Source organism: Halomonas cupida, assembly GCF_900142755.1.
Taxonomy (GTDB): domain Bacteria; phylum Pseudomonadota; class Gammaproteobacteria; order Pseudomonadales; family Halomonadaceae; genus Halomonas; species Halomonas cupida.
The window spans coordinates 142,566-160,762 of record NZ_FRCA01000004.1 but is presented as its reverse complement, the minus strand read 5'-3'; the positions used below and the strand labels follow the sequence as shown (position 1 = coordinate 160,762).

General features: G+C 60.5%; 15 protein-coding genes. 13 read left to right on the top strand and 2 right to left on the bottom strand.

From position 1 onward, the window contains the following. Positions 1-2 precede the first annotated feature (2 nt). Positions 3-1,271 carry a PQQ-dependent sugar dehydrogenase gene (locus tag BUE38_RS09150; RefSeq protein WP_073434894.1) on the bottom strand — a complete coding sequence of 423 codons (1,269 nt, stop codon included), beginning with the start codon at positions 1,269-1,271 and terminating at the stop codon, positions 3-5. 126 nt (positions 1,272-1,397) lie between these two features. On the opposite strand from BUE38_RS09150, the gene BUE38_RS22490 reads away from it, so the two are divergent. The 8 genes from BUE38_RS22490 (at position 1,398) to BUE38_RS09115 (ending at position 12,165) form a co-directional block, all read left to right on the top strand. Then, positions 1,398-1,817: a hypothetical protein gene (locus tag BUE38_RS22490; protein ID WP_143166258.1), complete on the top strand. Its 420-nt coding sequence runs from the start codon at positions 1,398-1,400 to the stop codon at positions 1,815-1,817. A gap of 108 nt (positions 1,818-1,925) precedes the next feature. Then, positions 1,926-2,600 (top strand): DUF899 domain-containing protein, encoded by a 675-nt coding sequence (locus BUE38_RS09145; protein WP_073434893.1) that lies wholly within the window; start codon positions 1,926-1,928, stop codon positions 2,598-2,600. A gap of 332 nt (positions 2,601-2,932) precedes the next feature. Beyond that, positions 2,933-5,371, top strand: coding sequence for an endopeptidase La (gene lon, locus BUE38_RS09140; protein ID WP_073435085.1), 2,439 nt, complete (start codon positions 2,933-2,935; stop codon positions 5,369-5,371). Positions 5,372-5,605: 234 nt separating this feature from the next. Then, the gene (thiB, locus tag BUE38_RS09135; protein ID WP_234986845.1) at positions 5,606-6,649 is read left to right on the top strand and encodes a thiamine ABC transporter substrate binding subunit; all 1,044 of its coding nucleotides are present in this window, start codon (positions 5,606-5,608) and stop codon (positions 6,647-6,649) included. Then, a complete protein-coding gene (gene thiP / locus BUE38_RS09130; protein WP_073434891.1) occupies positions 6,633-8,375 on the top strand; it encodes a thiamine/thiamine pyrophosphate ABC transporter permease in 1,743 nt (580 codons plus the stop codon). Before thiB ends, thiP begins: the two co-directional genes overlap by 17 nt. Continuing rightward, positions 8,375-9,031 (top strand): ATP-binding cassette domain-containing protein, encoded by a 657-nt coding sequence (locus tag BUE38_RS09125; protein ID WP_073434890.1) that lies wholly within the window; start codon positions 8,375-8,377, stop codon positions 9,029-9,031. The genes thiP and BUE38_RS09125 overlap by 1 nt, the downstream gene beginning before the upstream one ends. Positions 9,032-9,140: 109 nt before the next feature. Further along, positions 9,141-10,985 carry a dihydroxy-acid dehydratase gene (gene ilvD, locus BUE38_RS09120; RefSeq protein WP_073434889.1) on the top strand — a complete coding sequence of 615 codons (1,845 nt, stop codon included), beginning with the start codon at positions 9,141-9,143 and terminating at the stop codon, positions 10,983-10,985. Between the two features lie 91 nt (positions 10,986-11,076). Then, positions 11,077-12,165 carry an oxidoreductase gene (locus tag BUE38_RS09115; RefSeq protein ID WP_073434888.1) on the top strand — a complete coding sequence of 363 codons (1,089 nt, stop codon included), beginning with the start codon at positions 11,077-11,079 and terminating at the stop codon, positions 12,163-12,165. Between the two features lie 208 nt (positions 12,166-12,373). Here the strand turns inward: BUE38_RS09115 and nudE are convergent, their stop codons facing one another. Continuing rightward, the gene (gene nudE, locus BUE38_RS09110; protein ID WP_084541842.1) at positions 12,374-12,940 is read right to left on the bottom strand and encodes an ADP compounds hydrolase NudE; all 567 of its coding nucleotides are present in this window, start codon (positions 12,938-12,940) and stop codon (positions 12,374-12,376) included. Positions 12,941-13,145: 205 nt separating this feature from the next. On the opposite strand from nudE, the gene yrfG reads away from it, so the two are divergent. The 5 genes from yrfG (at position 13,146) to msrB (ending at position 18,107) form a co-directional block, all read left to right on the top strand. Then, on the top strand, positions 13,146-13,814 hold the full coding sequence (gene yrfG, locus BUE38_RS09105; RefSeq protein WP_073435084.1) for a GMP/IMP nucleotidase: 669 nt from the start codon (positions 13,146-13,148) through the stop codon (positions 13,812-13,814). Continuing rightward, complete coding sequence (locus tag BUE38_RS09100; protein WP_073434886.1) at positions 13,807-14,199, top strand: RNA-binding S4 domain-containing protein; 393 nt, start codon at positions 13,807-13,809, stop codon at positions 14,197-14,199. Before yrfG ends, BUE38_RS09100 begins: the two co-directional genes overlap by 8 nt. A gap of 271 nt (positions 14,200-14,470) precedes the next feature. Then, complete coding sequence (hslO, locus tag BUE38_RS09095) at positions 14,471-15,346, top strand: Hsp33 family molecular chaperone HslO (protein WP_073434885.1); 876 nt, start codon at positions 14,471-14,473, stop codon at positions 15,344-15,346. 425 nt (positions 15,347-15,771) lie between these two features. After that, positions 15,772-17,328, top strand: a complete 1,557-nt coding sequence (locus BUE38_RS09090; RefSeq protein ID WP_073434884.1) for a phosphoenolpyruvate carboxykinase — start codon at positions 15,772-15,774, stop codon at positions 17,326-17,328. Positions 17,329-17,609: 281 nt separating this feature from the next. Continuing rightward, the gene (gene msrB / locus BUE38_RS09085) at positions 17,610-18,107 is read left to right on the top strand and encodes a peptide-methionine (R)-S-oxide reductase MsrB (RefSeq protein ID WP_073435083.1); all 498 of its coding nucleotides are present in this window, start codon (positions 17,610-17,612) and stop codon (positions 18,105-18,107) included. The last annotated feature ends 90 nt before the right edge of the window (positions 18,108-18,197 follow it).

Sequence of the window (18,197 nt, the reverse complement as noted above, 5' to 3'; positions counted from 1 at the left end):
GCTTACTCCACGTAGTCCGGGGTCGTGTAGCTGATGCGATAGATGGCACCGTTCTGCTCGTCAGAGACCAGCAGGGCGCCGTCGGGCATCTGCAGCACGTCAACCGGGCGACCGGAGAAGGTGTTCTCGCTGGCGTCGAGGAACCCCACCATGAAGGGCGAGAGTCCAGCCCGTTCACCGTTCTCGGCGATTTTGGCGACCTGCACGTCGTAGCCGGCACTGAGCGAGCGGTTCCAGGAGCCTCGACGGGCGATGAAGATGGCGTTGCGGTACTCCTCCGGGAACATCTCACCGGTATAGAAGCGCATGCCCAGCGGGGCGCTGTGGGGATCAAAGGTGGCGGCAGGGAGGTCGACGCCATCGCAGGAACTGGCATCACCCAGCGCTGGATCAATCACGCCGAGGCCATGGCAGTAAGGAAAGCCGAAGTTGGCTCCGCTTTCACTGAGCCGGTTGAGTTCGTCGTTGGGACCGTGCTCGCCGACCCAGTCCTGGTTGTTGTCGGTAAACCACAGCTCACCGGTCTCGGGGTGAAAGTCGAAACCAACGCTGTTGCGAACACCGTGTGCCTCTACCCGCATGTCGGAGCCGTCCGCTGCGAAGCTGTGGATGGACGCGTGGGTGTCGGGATCGACCTCGCAGCCATTGCAGGGAGCGCCGACTGGTATATAGAGGCGGTCATCCGGGCCGAAGGCGAGAAACTTCCAGCCGTGGTGCTGGTCATCGGGGAGCCCGAAGGCTTCGGTCAACTCCTCGGGTTCAGGGACTTCACCATTGGCCAGAGCGGTCTCGATGTCGTCATAGCGGAGGATGCGATTGATGGCGGCGACATACAGACTGCCATCCTTGAAGGCTACGCCGTTGGGCTGGGTCAGGCCCTCGGCGACGATAACATGCTGGCGCTCGTCACCGTTGTCCGTTACCGCATAGACCCGCCCGATACCACGAGTACCGACGAACACCGTGCCTTCATCTCCGAGTGCCATCATGCGTGCGCCAGACATGCCGTGCGCCCAGATCTCGGCATTGAAGCCGTCGGGCATACGCAGGTCGTCGATGGGAATGTCATCCGGCGCGGTGACGGTCAATGGGGTGGCGTGTGGGGCAAGCGGTGACTCGGCGAGTTCGGCAGAACGTCCCTGAGCCCAGGCCGGTTGTTGCTCCTCCGCACTTGCCGAGGTGGCAAGGAGAGGCAACGTGAGCAGGCCGGCGGCGGATATCGCCAGGGCAAGATGTGACAGTGTCGGGCGTGATGAGGGGAGGGTCAGCATGGTCCAGACTCCTGGTGTGGTTATTCTTTATTAGGTAATACCAATGCGTAGCCTAGTAAGGATTCGCGCCCTCAAGGATAGATTCTTTCTATTGATATTAACCCGGCATGCTTTCATGTTGGGTTAATGGCGGCACAGGGACGTGCCGCCGTCGGCCATCAGGCTGACGCGAGACCGCACCATATCAGCAGATCCGGGCATCTGTGCCAGTGTGGTGCGGACGAGAATCACATCGATCAGGATGAGCTATTTGATTGCCATGTTATTAACCCGGCATGCTTTCATGTTGGGTTAATGGCGGCACATGGACGTGCCGCCGTCGGCCATCAGGCCGACGCGAGACCACACCACACCAGCAGATCCGCGCATCTGCGCCAGTGTGGTGTGGGCGAAAATCACATCGATCAGGATGAGCTATTTGATTGCCATGTTAATAGCGGGGTGATGGCGCCGGCAGAGCATTCTGAATGGCCGCAGAACGGTCCGAAATTGCTCGCTTGCCGCTCTGCTCGACAGGTGGGAGCTGCAGATCTGGCTCAGGAGTAGCTGCGGTTCGGGGGGCTTTGGATTCACGCAACGAATCATGGTGTGTTGTCGAAATCGAGGCGGCCCATTCGACTGTAGAAGGTACCCTCAACGAAAGGAGCCAGGATCATGGCAGTAAACGAAACGGCACTTCCGAAAGTGGTATCGCCTGACGAATGGCAGCAGGCGTGCAATGAACTTCTGGTCAAGGAGAAGCAACTGACCCGCGCGCAGGATGCGCTGGCTGCCGAGCGTCGTAGACTGCCGATGGTGGCGGTCAAGGACGACTACACCTTCACTGGCCCCGAGGGGGAGGTAGCGCTGATTGACCTGTTTGATGGGCGTCGTCAGTTGATCGTCTATTGCGCAATGCTGGAGCCCGGTGCATCGCCTTGCCAAGGCTGTTCAATGGTCATGGACAACATCGGTGACAACCTCTCGCACGTCAATGCACGTGATACTACCTTTGTTTTCACCTCTCCGGCACCACAGCAGGAAATCCTTGCCCTGCAGAAGCGGATGGGATGGAAGGCGCCCTGGTATACCGATCATGGTCGTCGCTTCGCTGATGCCTTCGGCGCCGGGAAGGGTTTTGCCGTCAATGTGTTCATTCGCGATGATGATAACGGTGTATACCGGACCTGGTTTGTTACCGCCCGCGGCGGCGAGTTGTTCGACACCCATTTCCATCTGCTTGACCTTACCCCCTGGGGGCGTCAGGAAACCTGGGAGGACTCTCCCGAGGGGTGGCCACAAACACCTCCGTATGAGTGGTGGCGAATGCACGATCAATACGATACCTGAACGCTGATATGCACTATCGATATGAACGCCCTTCCACATCTGGCGACCGCCAGATGTGATTCCAGGACCATGATGTTCGTCATGATGAGATGCCGTGTCGGGTGACATGATCGGTCAGTCAGGACGGTGAAGACGGCCGCTGGGCCAGTTCCGTTTCCTGCGCTCGGCGGGTCAGTGGGCCAGTCGTCTGCTGTCGAGGCGCTGGGCAGCTACACTGCTCTTTCCGTGCTCGATCCACTGCCCGCTGAGCTGATGACTTGACTTTGGCTGGTGGTGCCCACATTCCTGTGGTTGGACAGGGCATGTTGCCCATACATCTGGATGAGGTACGCATGAGCGATGATCGTGATCCGCAACAGGACGATCTGGACTGGATCGATATGAGTGGCGAGGATGATGCCAACGCGGATGGCTCGGGCGAGGACAGTCGCATCCAGGCAGTGGTACCCGCCAATGCCACGTTGCCGGAAAGGCTCTATCTACTGCCGATTCACAACCGACCCTTCTTTCCTGCTCAGGTTCAACCGTTGGTCGTCAATCGCGAGCGCTGGGAGCCGACCATAGAGCGTGTCGGCAACACTCCCCACCACACCGTTGGACTGGCCTTCGTTGGAGAGGCCGGTGTCGATGAGCTCGGCTGGCAGGATTTTCCCGAGATCGGCACGGCGGTCAAGATGCACAAGCTGCAAGGTGATGAACAGCAGATCCAGTTCATCGCCCAGGGCGTGAAGCGTTTCCGTATTCAGCGTTGGCTGTCGAAGACGCCGCCTTTCCTGGTCGAGGTCAGCTATCCGCGGGAAGCCGTGGATGCCGAGGACGAGGAAACGCGTGCCTATGCCATGGCGATGATCAATGGCATCAAGGAGTTGCTGCCGATCAATCCGCTGTACGGTGAGGAGCTCAAGCAGTATCTCAATCGCTTCAGCCCCCACGAGCCGGGTCCGTTGACGGACTTCGCGGCGGCGATCACCTCGGCTCAAGGGCCTGAGTTGCAGGATGTGCTCGATACGCTGTCGGTCATGCCGCGGATGCAGAAGGTGCTGCCGCTGCTGCGCAAGGAGATCGATGTTGCCCAGTTGCAGAGCGAGATCAGCGAACAGGTCAACGCGCAGATGCACGAGCGTCAGCGCGAGTTCTTCCTGCGGGAGCAGCTCAAGGTCATCCAGCGCGAGCTCGGTATCTCCAAGGACGATCGCGAGAATGACGTCGATACCTTCCGCAGCCGGCTGGAGGACAAGCTGGTGCCGGAGCGTGTCATGGAGCGCATCGATGATGAGCTCGACAAGCTGTCGGTACTCGAGACTGGTTCGCCGGAATACGGCACCACTCGCAACTATCTCGACTGGCTGACCAACATGCCCTGGGGGCAGACCAGCGAGGATCAGTTGGACTTGCCCCATGCGCGCAAGGTGCTGGATCGCGATCATGATGGCCTCGATGACGTCAAGGAGCGCATCGTCGAGTTCCTCGCCGAAGGCACCTTCAAGGGCGATGTCGGCGGTTCCATCGTCTTGCTGGTCGGCCCACCGGGGGTCGGCAAGACCTCCATCGGCCGCTCGATTGCCGAAGCTCTGGGACGTGAGTTCTATCGTTTCTCGGTAGGCGGTATGCGCGACGAGGCCGAGATCAAGGGACATCGACGCACCTATGTCGGTGCCATGCCGGGCAAGCTGGTCCAAGCGCTCAAGGAAGTCGAGGTCGAGAACCCGGTGATCATGCTCGACGAGATCGACAAGATGGGGCAGTCCTTCCAGGGCGACCCGGCGTCGGCTCTGCTCGAGGTGTTGGATCCGGAGCAGAATGTCGATTTCCTCGACCACTACCTGGACGTGCGTCTCGATCTGTCCAAGGTGTTGTTCGTATGTACCGCCAACACTCTCGACTCGATCCCGCCGGCATTGCTCGACCGCATGGAGCAGATTCGCCTGTCGGGCTATATCGCCGAGGAAAAGATGGCCATTGCGCGCAACCATCTGTGGCCGCGGTTGCTCAAGCGCGACAATATCCCGAAGAAGCGCATCAATCTCTCCGCGGCGGCGCTGCGTCAGGTAATCGAGGGCTATGCCCGCGAGGCAGGGGTGCGGCAACTCGAGAAGCTGTTGCATCGCATCGTGCGCAAGGCGGCGGTCAAGCTACTCGAGAATGACCATACGTCAGTCAAGGTGTCGGTGAAGAACCTCGAGGAGTTTCTCGGGGCACCTATCTTCCGCAAGGAGAAGGTGATGAAGGGCGCTGGGGTGGTCACGGGCCTGGCCTGGACCTCCATGGGCGGTGCCACGCTGTCGATCGAGGCCGGACGTGTGCATGGTCTGGAACGCGGCTTCAAGCTGACGGGACAACTGGGCGATGTGATGAAGGAGTCGGCCAATATCGCCTACAGCTACGTCCAGGGGCACATGGAGTCCTATGGTGCAGATCCAGCGTACTTCGAGAAATGCTTCGTGCATCTCCATGTGCCGGAAGGCGCCACACCCAAGGATGGCCCCTCGGCTGGTGTCACCATGACCACGGCACTGCTGTCGCTGGCTCGCCAGCAGCCCATCGAGCGTAATCTGGCCATGACCGGCGAGCTGACGCTGACGGGACATGTGCTACCGGTGGGCGGTATCCGTGAAAAGGTGATCGCCGCACGGCGCAGCGATATCTTCGAGTTGATCCTGCCGGAGGCCAACCGTCGCGACTACGCGGAACTGCCGGATTACCTCAAGGAAGGCATGACCGTGCACTTCGCCTCGCAGTATCGCGATGTCGCCAAGGTGGTGTTCAAGTAGGTTGCTGAGCTACGAGCTGGCCCATGTTCGTTCCCGACGAACATGGGCACTTCCCACATCCCTGTGGGTCGCGAGCTACGATGTGAGTCGGCTATGCGTGTTCCCGACACGAACACGCACACGCACTTCCCACGTCCATGTGGGTCGCGAGCTCCACATTACCTGTGGGTTGCGGGCTGCGTGAGTGCTGGCTTTTGGTTAAGCTAGTCAGCATTGCTTGCGGAGCCTGTTGCCATGAACCTCTCTACCTTCAAGGCCCGGAAGGCGTCGATGCTTCCGGGCCTTTGTCTGTCCCTGCTGTTGATGGAGTCTGCAACGCCTGCGCTGGCGGAAGATGGCGAGCGCCCGACGTTGACCGTCTATACCTACGAGTCCTTTGTTGCCGAGTGGGGGCCAGGACCCGGTGTAGAGAAGGCCTTCGAGGCACAGTGCCGCTGCGACCTGAACTTCGTGTCGTTGGGCGGCGGTGTCGATATTCTTCAGCGCCTGCGACTCGAGGGGGATTCCACGCAGGCGGATGTGGTGCTTGGCCTCGACATGAACCTGATCGAGGAGGCACGTCGCCTGGAGTTGCTGGCGCCTCACGGGGTCGATCTGACTCCGCTTGATCTGCCCATTTCATGGAACGATGACACCTTCCTGCCCTACGACTGGGGGCGTTTCGCCTTCATCTATGACAGTGAGGTGCTGCCTGAACCACCGAAGAGCTTCGAGGAGCTGCTCGACGCACCCGAGGATCTCAAGGTCATCATCAGTGATCCACGTACCAGCGTGCCGGGCCTGGGACTGCTGCTGTGGATCAAGCACGTCTATGGTGATCAGGCCGACGAAGCCTGGCAGCGTCTGCAGCCGCATATCCTCACTGTGGCCAGTGGCTGGAGTCAGGCCTACTTCTCGCTGTTCATGAATGGTGAGGCACCGATGGTTCTGTCCTACAGTACTTCGCCGGCCTACCACATGGCAGTGGATGAAACCGACCGCTATCAGGCGGCGGAATTCAGTGAAGGCCACTATCTGCAGATCGAGACCGCAGCAATGCTGGCGGGATCCGAGCACCCCGAGCTGGCGCAGCAGTTCATGGACTTCGTTCTCAGCAAGGACTTTCAGCGCGAGATTCCTCTCGGCAATGTGATGTACCCGGCGATTGACCTCGGCGATGAGCTGCCGGAGGTGTTCGGGCGTCTGATCGACCCCGGCAGCTTCACCTTCTCGCCGCAGGAAGTCAGCGCCAATCGCCAGAGCTGGATTCGTGAATGGCTCAATGCGACCAGTCACTGAGTGTCACCACCAGCCCTGGTGGAGGCGTGCCGAAGCCAATCGACTGATACTGCCCGCTGCCCTGGTGGCGGTATTGCTGGTGGCGGCGGTAGGGCTGGGCAGTCTCGGCGCCTTGCTGATGCAGGCGCCGAACATGGATGTGTCGCGGCTGTGGCAGGAGCCCTGGTTGAGCGCCATTCTGCGTTTCACCCTGTTGCAGGCATCGCTGTCGACCCTGTTGTCGTTGGGCGGTGGCGTGCTGGTGGCGGTGGTGCTGGCCCGGCGACCGGTGTTCCCGGGACGCTCGCTGTTGCTGCGGGTCATGGAGATGTCGCTGGTGATCCCCAGCCTGTTGGCACTGTTCGGCCTGGTGGCGGTACATGGCCGTCAGGGGTGGGCGGCATCGCTGCTGGACTATCTGCCCCCTGGCGGAACTTCTTCTCCGGCGTACCTCTATGGCCTATCGGGTATTGTGCTGGCACATGTGTTCTTCAACCTGCCGCTGAGCGCTCGAGTCATGTTGCAGGCGCTGGAACAGGCGCCCAGCGCCCACTGGCGGCTGGTGGCTCAACTCGGACTATCGCGCGGTTCTGTCTGGCGTACTCTGGAGTGGCCGCAGATCCGGCCGTTGCTGCCTCGCCTGGCGGCGCTGGTCTTTACACTGTGCTTCACCAGCTTTGCCATCGTCATGACGCTCGGCGGTGGCCCCGGTAGCAGTACCCTGGAGGTCGCGCTCTATCAGGCACTGAAGTACGACTACGACCTGGCGCTGGCGGCCTTGCTGGCGATGACCCAGTTGCTGATCTGCCTCGGCCTCTGGGCGTTGGCCATGAAAGCCGGTAGCCATGCACCGCTGGTGGTGGCAGGGGGGACGGTTGCTGGTCCGGTGTCGCGTCGCGATGCCCATGGCTGGCGACGTCTGAGCGATGCTGTGGTGGTGCTGGGTCTGGTGGGACTGTTGTTGCCGCCATTGCTTGCCATCGTGGTGGCCGGGCTGGGCGGTGTACCGGATCTGCTCGGTGATGGTGGCATCTGGTTGGCTGCACTGCGCAGCCTGGCGATGGCCAGTGGGGCGGGGCTGGGAGCGGTCATGTTGGCCCTGCTGTTGCTGGCCGGCAGCAGTCATCTGCGTCAACACGGTCGTGGTCTGCTGGCCTCGCTGATCGAGGGCAGCGGCCAGTTGATTCTGGTCCTGCCTGCGTTGGTGCTGGGAACCGGGCTGTTCATGTTGCTGCGTCCGGGGCTCGGCAGTGATCTTCAGGGATATGCGCTGGTGGTACTGGTCAATGCCTTGATGGCCTTGCCCTTTGCCATGCAGGTGTTGCGTGCCGCAGTCACCGGGCTCAGTGGTGCGCAACGACGCCTGGCGGATCAACTGGCGGTTCATGGCTGGTCGCGGCTGCGCTGGTTGATCTGGCCCAACCTGCGTCGTCCACTGGCTCTGGCGATGGCCTATGGCATGACACTCTCATTGGGTGATTTCAGCGTTATTGCGCTGTTCGGTTCGCCTTCGGCGCCAACCCTGCCGATGCTGCTGTATCAACAGTTGGGGAGCTACCGTTGGCAGAGTGCTGCGGCCACCGCGTTGCTGCTGCTGGTTCTGGTGGTGCTGGTATTTGCCGTGCTGTCAGCGTTGACGCGCAAGCTGCCCCGCTACGTCTGGCGGCCAGGCAGCGTTGATACCACTGGGCTGACCTCCGGGGGAGAGACCGCCACGGCGCCGGCTACAAGAGAGGAGGAGCCCTGATGTTGATCGCCGACGCCTTGAGTTTTCACTATTCACGGGCCGAACCCGGCCAGACGCTGGACTTCTGTTTCGACATGCAACTGGCGCCCGGCGAATGTCTGGCGGTGGACGGGCCCTCGGGTGCCGGCAAGAGCACGTTACTCAACTTGATTGCTGGATTCCTGACACCAGCCACCGGACAGTTGAGCTGGAAGGGAGAGGACATCACGCGCCTGAAACCCTGGCAGCGTGGCGTGACCACGGTGTTTCAGGATCACAACCTGTTCGATCACTTGCCGGTGTGGGCCAATATTGGCCTCGGCATGGCGGCGGATCTGCGCCTGACGGCGGAGCACCGCCGCCGTATTGCCGAAGGGCTTGAGCAGGTGGGCATGGCGGAGATGACCGAACGCTTGCCTGGCGAACTGTCCGGTGGGCAGCGCCAGCGAGTGGCGCTGGTCCGTGCGCTGCTGCGTGACACGCCGTTGCTGCTGTTGGATGAACCCTTCACCGGCCTCGACCGAGCCAATCGCGAGACACTCTGGACCCAGGTGGAGAGCCTCAAGCGCCGCGAGGTAGCCGTACTGCTGGTCAGCCACGATGTCGAGGATGTCGAGGCGCTGGCCGATCGTCGTCTGCGGTTGGTTAACGGGCGTTTGCTATCGAGTGTGCAGTAGTAGCCAGCCACGCGCCTGCATGACAGAATCGATAGTCTGGACACGCGACACCACCCGGGGCTCCCATCACGGAGCATCATGGGTGGACACAGAATGATGAGGAAACCCCATGCCTGAGTATCGCTCCCGAACAACGACCGCAGGTCGCAACATGGCTGGTGCCCGCGCCCTCTGGCGCGCCACTGGTATGAAGGATGACGACTTCCACAAGCCGATCATCGCCGTGGCGAACTCCTTTACCCAGTTCGTCCCTGGCCATGTGCACCTCAAGGATATGGGCCAACTGGTGGCTCGCGAGATCGAGAAGGCCGGGGGAGTGGCCAAGGAATTCAATACCATTGCCGTGGATGATGGTATCGCCATGGGTCACGACGGCATGCTCTATTCGCTGCCCAGCCGTGACCTGATTGCCGATAGCGTCGAATACATGGTCAATGCCCATTGCGCGGATGCGCTGGTGTGTATCTCCAACTGCGACAAGATCACTCCCGGAATGCTGATGGCCGCCATGCGCCTCAATGTTCCGGTGATATTCGTCTCCGGTGGCCCCATGGAGGCCGGCAAGACCAAGCTGCTCGATCACGGCCTCGACCTGGTCGATGCCATGGTCATGGCAGCGGACGACAGCGTCGACGAGGAGCTGCTCAACGAGGTTGAGCGAAGTGCCTGCCCGACTTGCGGTAGCTGCTCCGGTATGTTCACCGCCAACTCGATGAACTGCCTGACCGAGGCGCTGGGCCTGGCGTTGCCGGGCAACGGTACCGTAGTAGCAACCCACTCGGATCGTCGGCGCCTGTTCGAGAACGCCGGTGAACGCATTGTCGAGCTGGCCAAACGCTACTATGAAGGTGATGAAGCGCACCTTCTGCCACGCGCTATCGGCTCGAAGGCGGCGTTCCGCAACGCCATGACCCTCGATATCGCCATGGGTGGCTCGACCAACACCATTCTGCACCTGCTGGCGGCAGCGCAGGAGGCGGAGATCGATTTCACCATGCAGGATATCGATCGCCTCAGCCGCGAGGTGCCGCAGCTGTGCAAGGTGGCGCCCAACACCCAGAAGTACCACATCGAGGACGTACACCGCGCCGGTGGCATCATGGCCATCCTCGGTGAGTTGGATCGTGCCGGAGTGCTCAATACCAGTGTGCCTACGGTCTATGGGGACACCCTCAAGGAAGCGCTGGACGAGTGGGACATCATGCGCAATCCCAGTCCGGAAGTGGTCAGCTTCTACAGGGCCGGGCCTGGCGGTGTGCCGACTCAGGTAGCCTTTTCCCAGAGTGCCCGTTGGCCGAGCCTCGATGGTGACCGCGCTACCGGTTGTATCCGTGACTATGAGCATGCCTTCTCCCGTGAAGGTGGCCTCGCAGTGCTGACCGGCAACATCGCCGAAGATGGCTGTGTGGTGAAGAGCGCCGGTGTCGACGAGAGCATTCTGGTATTCGAGGGGCCGGCGCATGTGGTCGAGTCCCAGGATCAGGCGGTCGAGAACATTCTCGGTGGCAAGGTGAAGGAAGGCGACGTGGTGGTAATCCGCTACGAAGGGCCGCGTGGTGGGCCCGGTATGCAGGAAATGCTGTACCCGACCTCGTATCTGAAGTCGAAGGGGTTGGGCAAGGCCTGTGCACTGCTGACCGATGGGCGCTTCTCGGGAGGGACTTCGGGGCTGTCGATTGGCCATGCCTCGCCGGAAGCGGCAGCCGGGGGCGCCATCGGACTGGTCGAAAATGGCGATATCATCCGCATCGATATCCCCAACCGGACCATCAATGTGCTGTTGGATGAAGCAGAACTGTCGGCACGTCGCGACTCTCAGGAAGCGCGTGGCGCTGATGCCTGGAAGCCCAGCATCCAGCGAGACCGCAAGGTGTCGGCGGCGCTGAAGGCCTACGCGCTGTTGGCGACTTCCGCCGACAAGGGCGCTGTACGCGATCTCGAGAAACTCGACTGATCAAGGCATCCTGGATACCTTAGGTGACCCCGAGTTGGCGTCCTGCTGACTCGGGGTTATTGTTATAAAAGAGAAGGTAGATGGATCCTTTATGAAGACACAGACCCTGAACGTGGGCCTGGTAGGCTACGGGATGGCCGCCAAGACATTCCATGCTCCCCTGATCAAGGCGGCAACAGGGCTGGAGCTGATGGCCGTAGTCAGTTCCAACCCCGCCAGGGTAAAGGCCGACTGGCCTGATGTGGAAGTGGTCGAGAACCTCAATGACCTGCTCAATGAACGACTCATTGATCTGGTCGTGATTGCCACTCCCAATGAGTTGCACTTCCCCATGGCCAAGGCTGCGCTGGCGGCAGGCAAGCATGTGGTGATCGACAAGCCGATCACGGTGGCACTGTCCGAGGCCCGTACTCTGCGTGCCCAGGCTGACCGTTCCAACCTGATGCTCAGCGTGTTCCAGAATCGCCGCTGGGACAGCGACTTCCTCACCGTGCGTAAACTGCTCGATGAAGGCCATCTGGGGCGGGTGGTGTCCTTCACCTCGCGTTTCGACCGCTATCGCCCGCTGGTCACCGATCGTTGGCGTGATCGCAACAAGCCCGGTGGTGGTATCTGGTATGACCTCGGCCCGCACCTGCTTGATCAGGCGCGTGAATTGTTCGGCATGCCGCGTGCGATCATGCTCGAGCAGGCAACGGCCCGTGAGGGCTCCGAGGTCGATGATGATTTCGTCGCCATGCTGGACTACGACGGACTGCGGGTGACACTGCAGGCCTCGACGCTGGTCGCCGAGCCCAGCCCGCGCTTTCTGATCCATGGTACCCAAGGCAGTTACTCGACCTATGGCCTGGATCCCCAGGAAGCGATGCTCAAGGAAGGCTTGATGCCCAGCGAGAACTGGGGTGAGGACCCGTACCCAGGCCATTTGACGCTCAATCATGGCACGTCGGAACAGCCGGAGTTGCTGGTCGAGGAGTATCCGTCGATTCCGGGCAACTACCTTGCCTACTACGAATCCATTCGAGAAGCTCTGCTGCTCAAGGGGGGCCAGCCTGCTGTCACCGGAGAAGACGGCGTCGAGATCATGACGCTGCTGGAAGCCGGCCGTGACAGCTACCGTCAGGGGCGTTGGGTGCGGATCAAGGAAGGTGGCAACAACCTGCGGCGGGTGATGCGGTAAGTTGAGCTACGAGCCACGAGCCACGAGCCACGAGCCACGAGCTGGGCGAGCTATAAGCTGTAAGTTTCAAGCTGGCTATGTTCTTTCCCGACGAAAAGTCCCTCAACCCACATGAATGTGGGTTGCAGGTAACTGTGTCCCTCGGCTCTTGTCTGTGATCCTGGGGCGGCACTGGACAGCTCGTGGCTCGCAGCTCGACACTCGCGGCTCACATCTCATTCATCACCTTGTCGCGGGCGATATAGAGGGCGGCGACGGCGCGTCCCTCATGGAAATCCTCGCGGGCCAGCAGTGCGGGGATGGAGTCCAGGCGATGGGTTTCGACTTCCAGTTGTTCGGGCTCGTCGCCTGGCAGGCGCTCCTCGTAGAGATCGCGGGCCAGCATGACCTGAATCTTCTGGCGCATGTAGTTGGGGGACAGGGACAGTTCCACCAGCGGCTCGATACGCCGTGCACCGAATCCGCATTCTTCCTTCAGTTCTCGATCGGCAGCGGACACCACATCCTCGCCTTCGTCGATCAGGCCCTTGGGTAGCGTCAGGGTGTAATCCTCGTACCCGGCGGCATACTCACGAATCAGCAGCACATGGTCCGGGTCAGGCATGGCCACGATCATCACTGCACCGATCCCCTTGCCGTTGCCACCCAATCGCTCAAAGGTGCGTTCCGCGCCATTGGAAAAGCGTAGATCGATCTCCTCGATATTGAACAGGCGGCTTCTTGCGACTGTCCGGCGCGCAAGGATATGAGGATTGTGGTCAGGGGAACGGCTCATGCGGGCTCCAGATATTCGGATGTTTACTACTGGATGTTTATTACTAGAGCAGTGCCGGGCTCGCGGCATGCTCTGAGTATCAGTTAAACTATCATGTTCTGTCTTCACGGCTGTGGGATTTTCGGCGCCGGGCCTGGCGAGAGCAGATGCCGGGTTGGGTGGCTCCTTCTGTCGCAGTGAAGTATTCGTTGACCTGGGGGACTCGATGATCGATTGGCGCGCCATTGATACCGTTCTACTGGATATGGACGGGACTCTTCTCGATCTGCATTTCGATAGCCACTTCTGGCTCGAGCACCTGCCGCGCCGCTATGTCGAGTTGCATCAGCTGGGCGAGGCAGAGCGTCTGGCGTTGCGTGAGCGAATCATCGGTGAGCAGGGCACACTCAATTGGTACAGTCTCAAGTACTGGAGCCTTGAGTTGAACGTCGATATCGTCGCACTCAAGCGCGAAGTTCAGCACTTGATTGGCCTGCGCGGCGATGCTCTCGACTTCCTGAACTGGCTGCGCAAGGCGCATCCGCGGGTGGTGTTGGCCACCAATGCGGACCGAGCCAGTCTGGATCTGAAACTGCCGCTCACCGGACTGGATGATTACCTTGATGCCATCGTGTCCTCGGCGGATGTTGGTGAGCCCAAGGAGGAGCAGGCCTTCTGGCATGCCCTGCAGCAGATCGAACCCTTTGACCCCGAGCGGACGTTGTTCATTGATGACAACCCCCATGTGCTGGAAAGCGCCAGACAGTTCGGCATCCGCCATCTGCTGGGTATCCGTCAGCCCGACAGCCAGCGCCCGGAGCGTGAGCTGATCGATTTCACCGCCCTGGATCGCTTCGCCGATATTCTGCCTCCCGAGGAGACGCGTCATGGATAATGTTCGTCTCGACAAGTGGCTGTGGGCGGCTCGCTTCTTCAAGACCCGTGCTCTAGCCAAGAAGGCCATCGACGGCGGCAAGGTCGAGGTTGATGGCACCAGGGCCAAGACCAGCAAGGCGGTAAGCACCGGTATGATCGTACGCGTACCCCAGGGCTGGGATACGCTGGAGGTCGAGATCCTCGATATCAGCGAAAAGCGGCGTGGCGCACCGGAAGCTCAGGCGCTCTACCGTGAAACCGAGCAGAGTCGCCAGCGCCGAGAGCGTGAATCGGAAAGCCGACGCCAGGCCCGTGAGGTCTTCCAGCACCCTCTCAAGCGTCCGGACAAGCGTGCGCGCCGTGATATCAAACGTTTTCAGCGTGAGCAGGGCGGCGAGAGTTGAGCAGCGAGCACGCTATGCTCGAGCTACGAGCTACGAGCACGCTTCGCTCGAGCTTGAACCCCGAACTTCGGGAAAGGCACGGAATGGCCGGTTTGGCACTCGATCCGCTCGTGGCTTGAAGCCCGCTTCTCGAAGCTGGATTTGTCTATGACCTACGGGGCGGCTTTGGGCAGCTCGTGGCTCGCAGCTCGACGCCCGTGGCTTACAGCTTACGACTCGAAGCTCAGTGCCTATAGCTGGCCCCCTTGAATCCCTGCAATTGTGAGTTTCCATGACCGACCAGATACAGCGCTTTCTTATCGAATCCACCAATGTTCGCGGTGAAGTAACACGCCTCGAGCGAGCCTATGCGGAAGTCCTCGAGCGTCACGAGTATCCGCCTGCCATCAACAATCAGCTCGGAGAGTTGCTGGCTGCAGTGGCGTTGCTGACCGATACCGTCAAGCTGGACGGTACACTGAGTCTCGAAGTGCGTGGCAGTGCCGTGGTCAGCTTGCTGATGGCGGAATCCAACCCCGGTGGTGAACTGCGTGCCATCGCTCGGTTGTCGGAGGATGCCGCCTTGCCGTCAGAGGCGGCGGATTTCCGTAGCCTGGTGGGGGATGGCCAGATCGTGATCACGCTGGACCCGCGAGAAGGGCGTCGCTATCAGGGCGTGGTGGCCATCGAGCATGATTCTCTGGCTACGTGCCTGGAGGCCTATTTCTCCCAGTCCGAGCAATTGCCGACACGCCTTTGGTTGGCTGCTGATGGCCAGCATGCTGCCGGTATGCTGTTGCAGCGCCTGCCGGATGAGTCGCTCAACCAGGATGATGATGCCTGGGATCGTGCCACCCAACTGGCGGCCACTATTTCCAGCAGCGAACTGGTCGAGCTTGACTCCGCCACGTTGCTGACCCGTCTGTTTCATGAGGAAACAGTGCGCGTTTTTGACCCCAAGGCGTTGCGTTTCGGTTGTACCTGTTCCCGTTCGCGCATTGCCGGGGCCATCGTTTCGCTGGGCGCTGACGAATTACGTGACATTGTCGCGGATCAAGGCGGTATCGAAACGCAATGTCACTTCTGTCATACGCGTTACCAGTTCTCTGCCGCGGAGGTGGAAGGATTGATCGAGGACCCCGACGGAGAAGCGCCGACAGTGCACTGATTCGTGCCAGATGCCGGGCAGCGAGCGGTTGGTCGCCGTGCGCTGTTCGGTGCTGTTGCACCCCTTCTGTAGTCAGGCAACATAAAACCAGCGATTCTGGCTGAATGTAGTAGTAAAACTACACGAACGTCGGCAAACGTGAGCGTTTCCAGCGCGAAACTTTTTTGCCATAATCCCCGCGATTCTGCATCCCCGGTTGTCGTTGCTGCAGCCACACATGCATTCATGTTGTGGCGTGGCTGAATCACAAGACGGTGAAACCGCGTTGGCGGCCGGGAGGGATACCACGCGTTGAAGGTGGTGCTGAGGTGGATGGCGGCGGTGGAACAATGACCCTCCGTTCGTTGTCCGTGAATGATCAAGTTCAGCATGCCCGGATACGCCCGGCAAACGAGAGAGAGTGGCCATCTGGCCCAGGAAATGACATGACCACGACCCAACAAGCGCCGTCCGTTCATACCAATCTCAGTACGGCAGAGCTCATCGAGCGCGCTGTGGCCAACGGTGAAGGGCGGCTTGCCGCCAATGGTGCCCTGGTAGTGAATACCGGTGCTCGTACTGGCCGTTCGCCGAAGGACCGTTTCATCGTCGACGAGGCTTCCACCAGCAGCAGCATTGAATGGGGCGCGGTTAACCGTCCTTTCGATGCGGCACGCTTCGACGCTCTGTGGACCCGGGTCGAGGAATATCTCGGTAGCCGTGAGCGCTATGTCTCCGAGCTGCATGTCGGCAGTGATCCGGCACACTATCTGCCGGTGCGTGTCACCACCGAGACGGCATGGCACAACCTTTTTGGTCGCACCATGTTCGTGCGTCCCGAGAGCTACAACGCTGCAGGCAAGGATCAGTGGGCCATCCTCAATGCGCCGTTCTTTGCCTGTGATCCCGAGCGTGACGGCACCAATTCCGATGGCTGCGTGATCATCAATTTCGCCGCGCGTCGGGTATTGATCGCAGGCATGCGTTATGCCGGCGAGATGAAGAAGGCGATGTTCTCGGTGCAGAACTTCCTGCTGCCGGATTCCGATGTACTGCCCATGCATTGCAGCGCCAACGTCGGTGAAGACGGAGAAACGACGCTGTTCTTCGGCTTGTCCGGTACCGGCAAGACCACGCTCTCCGCTGATCCGAGCCGTTATCTGATCGGTGACGACGAGCATGGCTGGGGCGTGGGCACGGTGTTCAACATCGAGGGTGGCTGCTACGCCAAGTGCATCGACCTGTCCGAGAAGAACGAGCCGGTTATCTGGAATGCCATCAGGTTCGGTACCGTGCTCGAGAATGTGGTGCTCGACGACCGTCGTGAGCCGAATTACGCCGACGGCAGCCTGACCCAGAACTCCCGCGCTGCCTACCCGCTGGAGCACGTCGCCAAGCGTGTACCGGAAAACCGTGCCGGCGAGCCCAATGCCATTGTCTTCCTGACCTGCGACATGAGCGGTGTTCTGCCGCCGGTGTCCGTACTGTCCCGTGAAGCAGCGGCCTATCACTTCCTGTCCGGTTACACCGCCAAGGTCGGTTCAACCGAGATGGGTTCTTCCAGTGGTCTCGAGGCAACCTTCTCGACCTGCTTCGGCGCTCCATTCTTCCCGCGTCCTGCTCGTGAGTACGCCGACCTGTTGATCAAGCGTGTCGCCGAGAAGGATGCTCAGGTGTATCTGGTCAACACCGGCTGGACCGGTGGCTCCTACGGTGAGGGCGGTTCACGCTTCTCCATTCCGACCACTCGCGCCATCATTCATGCCATTCAGTCCGGTGTGCTGCGTGACGTCGAGACGCGCCATATCGACGGGCTGAACCTGGCGGTACCGGTAGCGGTACCGGGTGTTGATTCCAGCCTGCTCGACCCGCGCCAGACCTGGGATGATCAGCAGGCCTACAATCGCAAGCGCGACGAGCTGGCAGGGCAGTTCATCGACAACTTCCGCAAGTTCGATGGTGTCAGTGAAGCCATCGTCGAGGCTGGCCCGCGTCTGGGCTGATATCGACAGAGCCCGGTTCGCCGGGCCTGGCTTGCCAACCCCGGCCATCGAGAGATGGTCGGGGTTTTTCGCATTCTGCGGTAGGCCACGAGCGACAAGCACGCTCCACTCGGGCAGCGAGCAGTTCAACGCCAGATTGGAGCTTCCGGCACATCCTTCCCGCAGTCTGTGGCTTGTCGCTGCTGGTCGCCCATGATGGCGTGCAAGGATGGTGTGTAAGGATTCTCTGGCAGAAGCGACCAAATCCCTGATACTGGAATCATCCGATGTGGGGAGTGACCATGAAACGACGTAGTTTTCTTGGCTTGATCGGTCTGGGAGGGGTGGCTGCGGTAGTGCCGGGTATGGTGCTTGCTCGTCCCGAGCTGAACCTGACGCGTTCGCCGGATATCGAACCGTTGGAGTTGAGCGCGGCGGAGTGGCGTGAACGCCTGACACAACAGCAGTATGCCGTACTGCGCGAAGAGGAGACCGAGCGGGCGGGTTCCAGTCCGCTCGACAAGGAATATGGTGAAGGCGAGTACCACTGCGCCGGTTGCGACCTGTTGTTGTTCACCAGCGCCATGAAGTACGACTCCGGTACCGGCTGGCCCAGCTTCTTCGAACATGTCGAGGGCCACCTGCTGACCAAGACCGACTATTTTCTGGTGTTTCCACGTACCGAGTATCACTGCGCTCGTTGTGGCGGCCACCAGGGCCACGTCTTCGAGGATGGCCCGCAGCCGACGGGGCTGCGCTGGTGCAACAACGGCGTGGCGTTGAAGTTTATGGCGGCGTAGGACACAGCACCGATTAGTCTGGGGCCAGAGCTATAAGCTATAAGCTATAAGCTATAAGTTGTAAGTAACCTTGGGCTATGGGGATGTGAG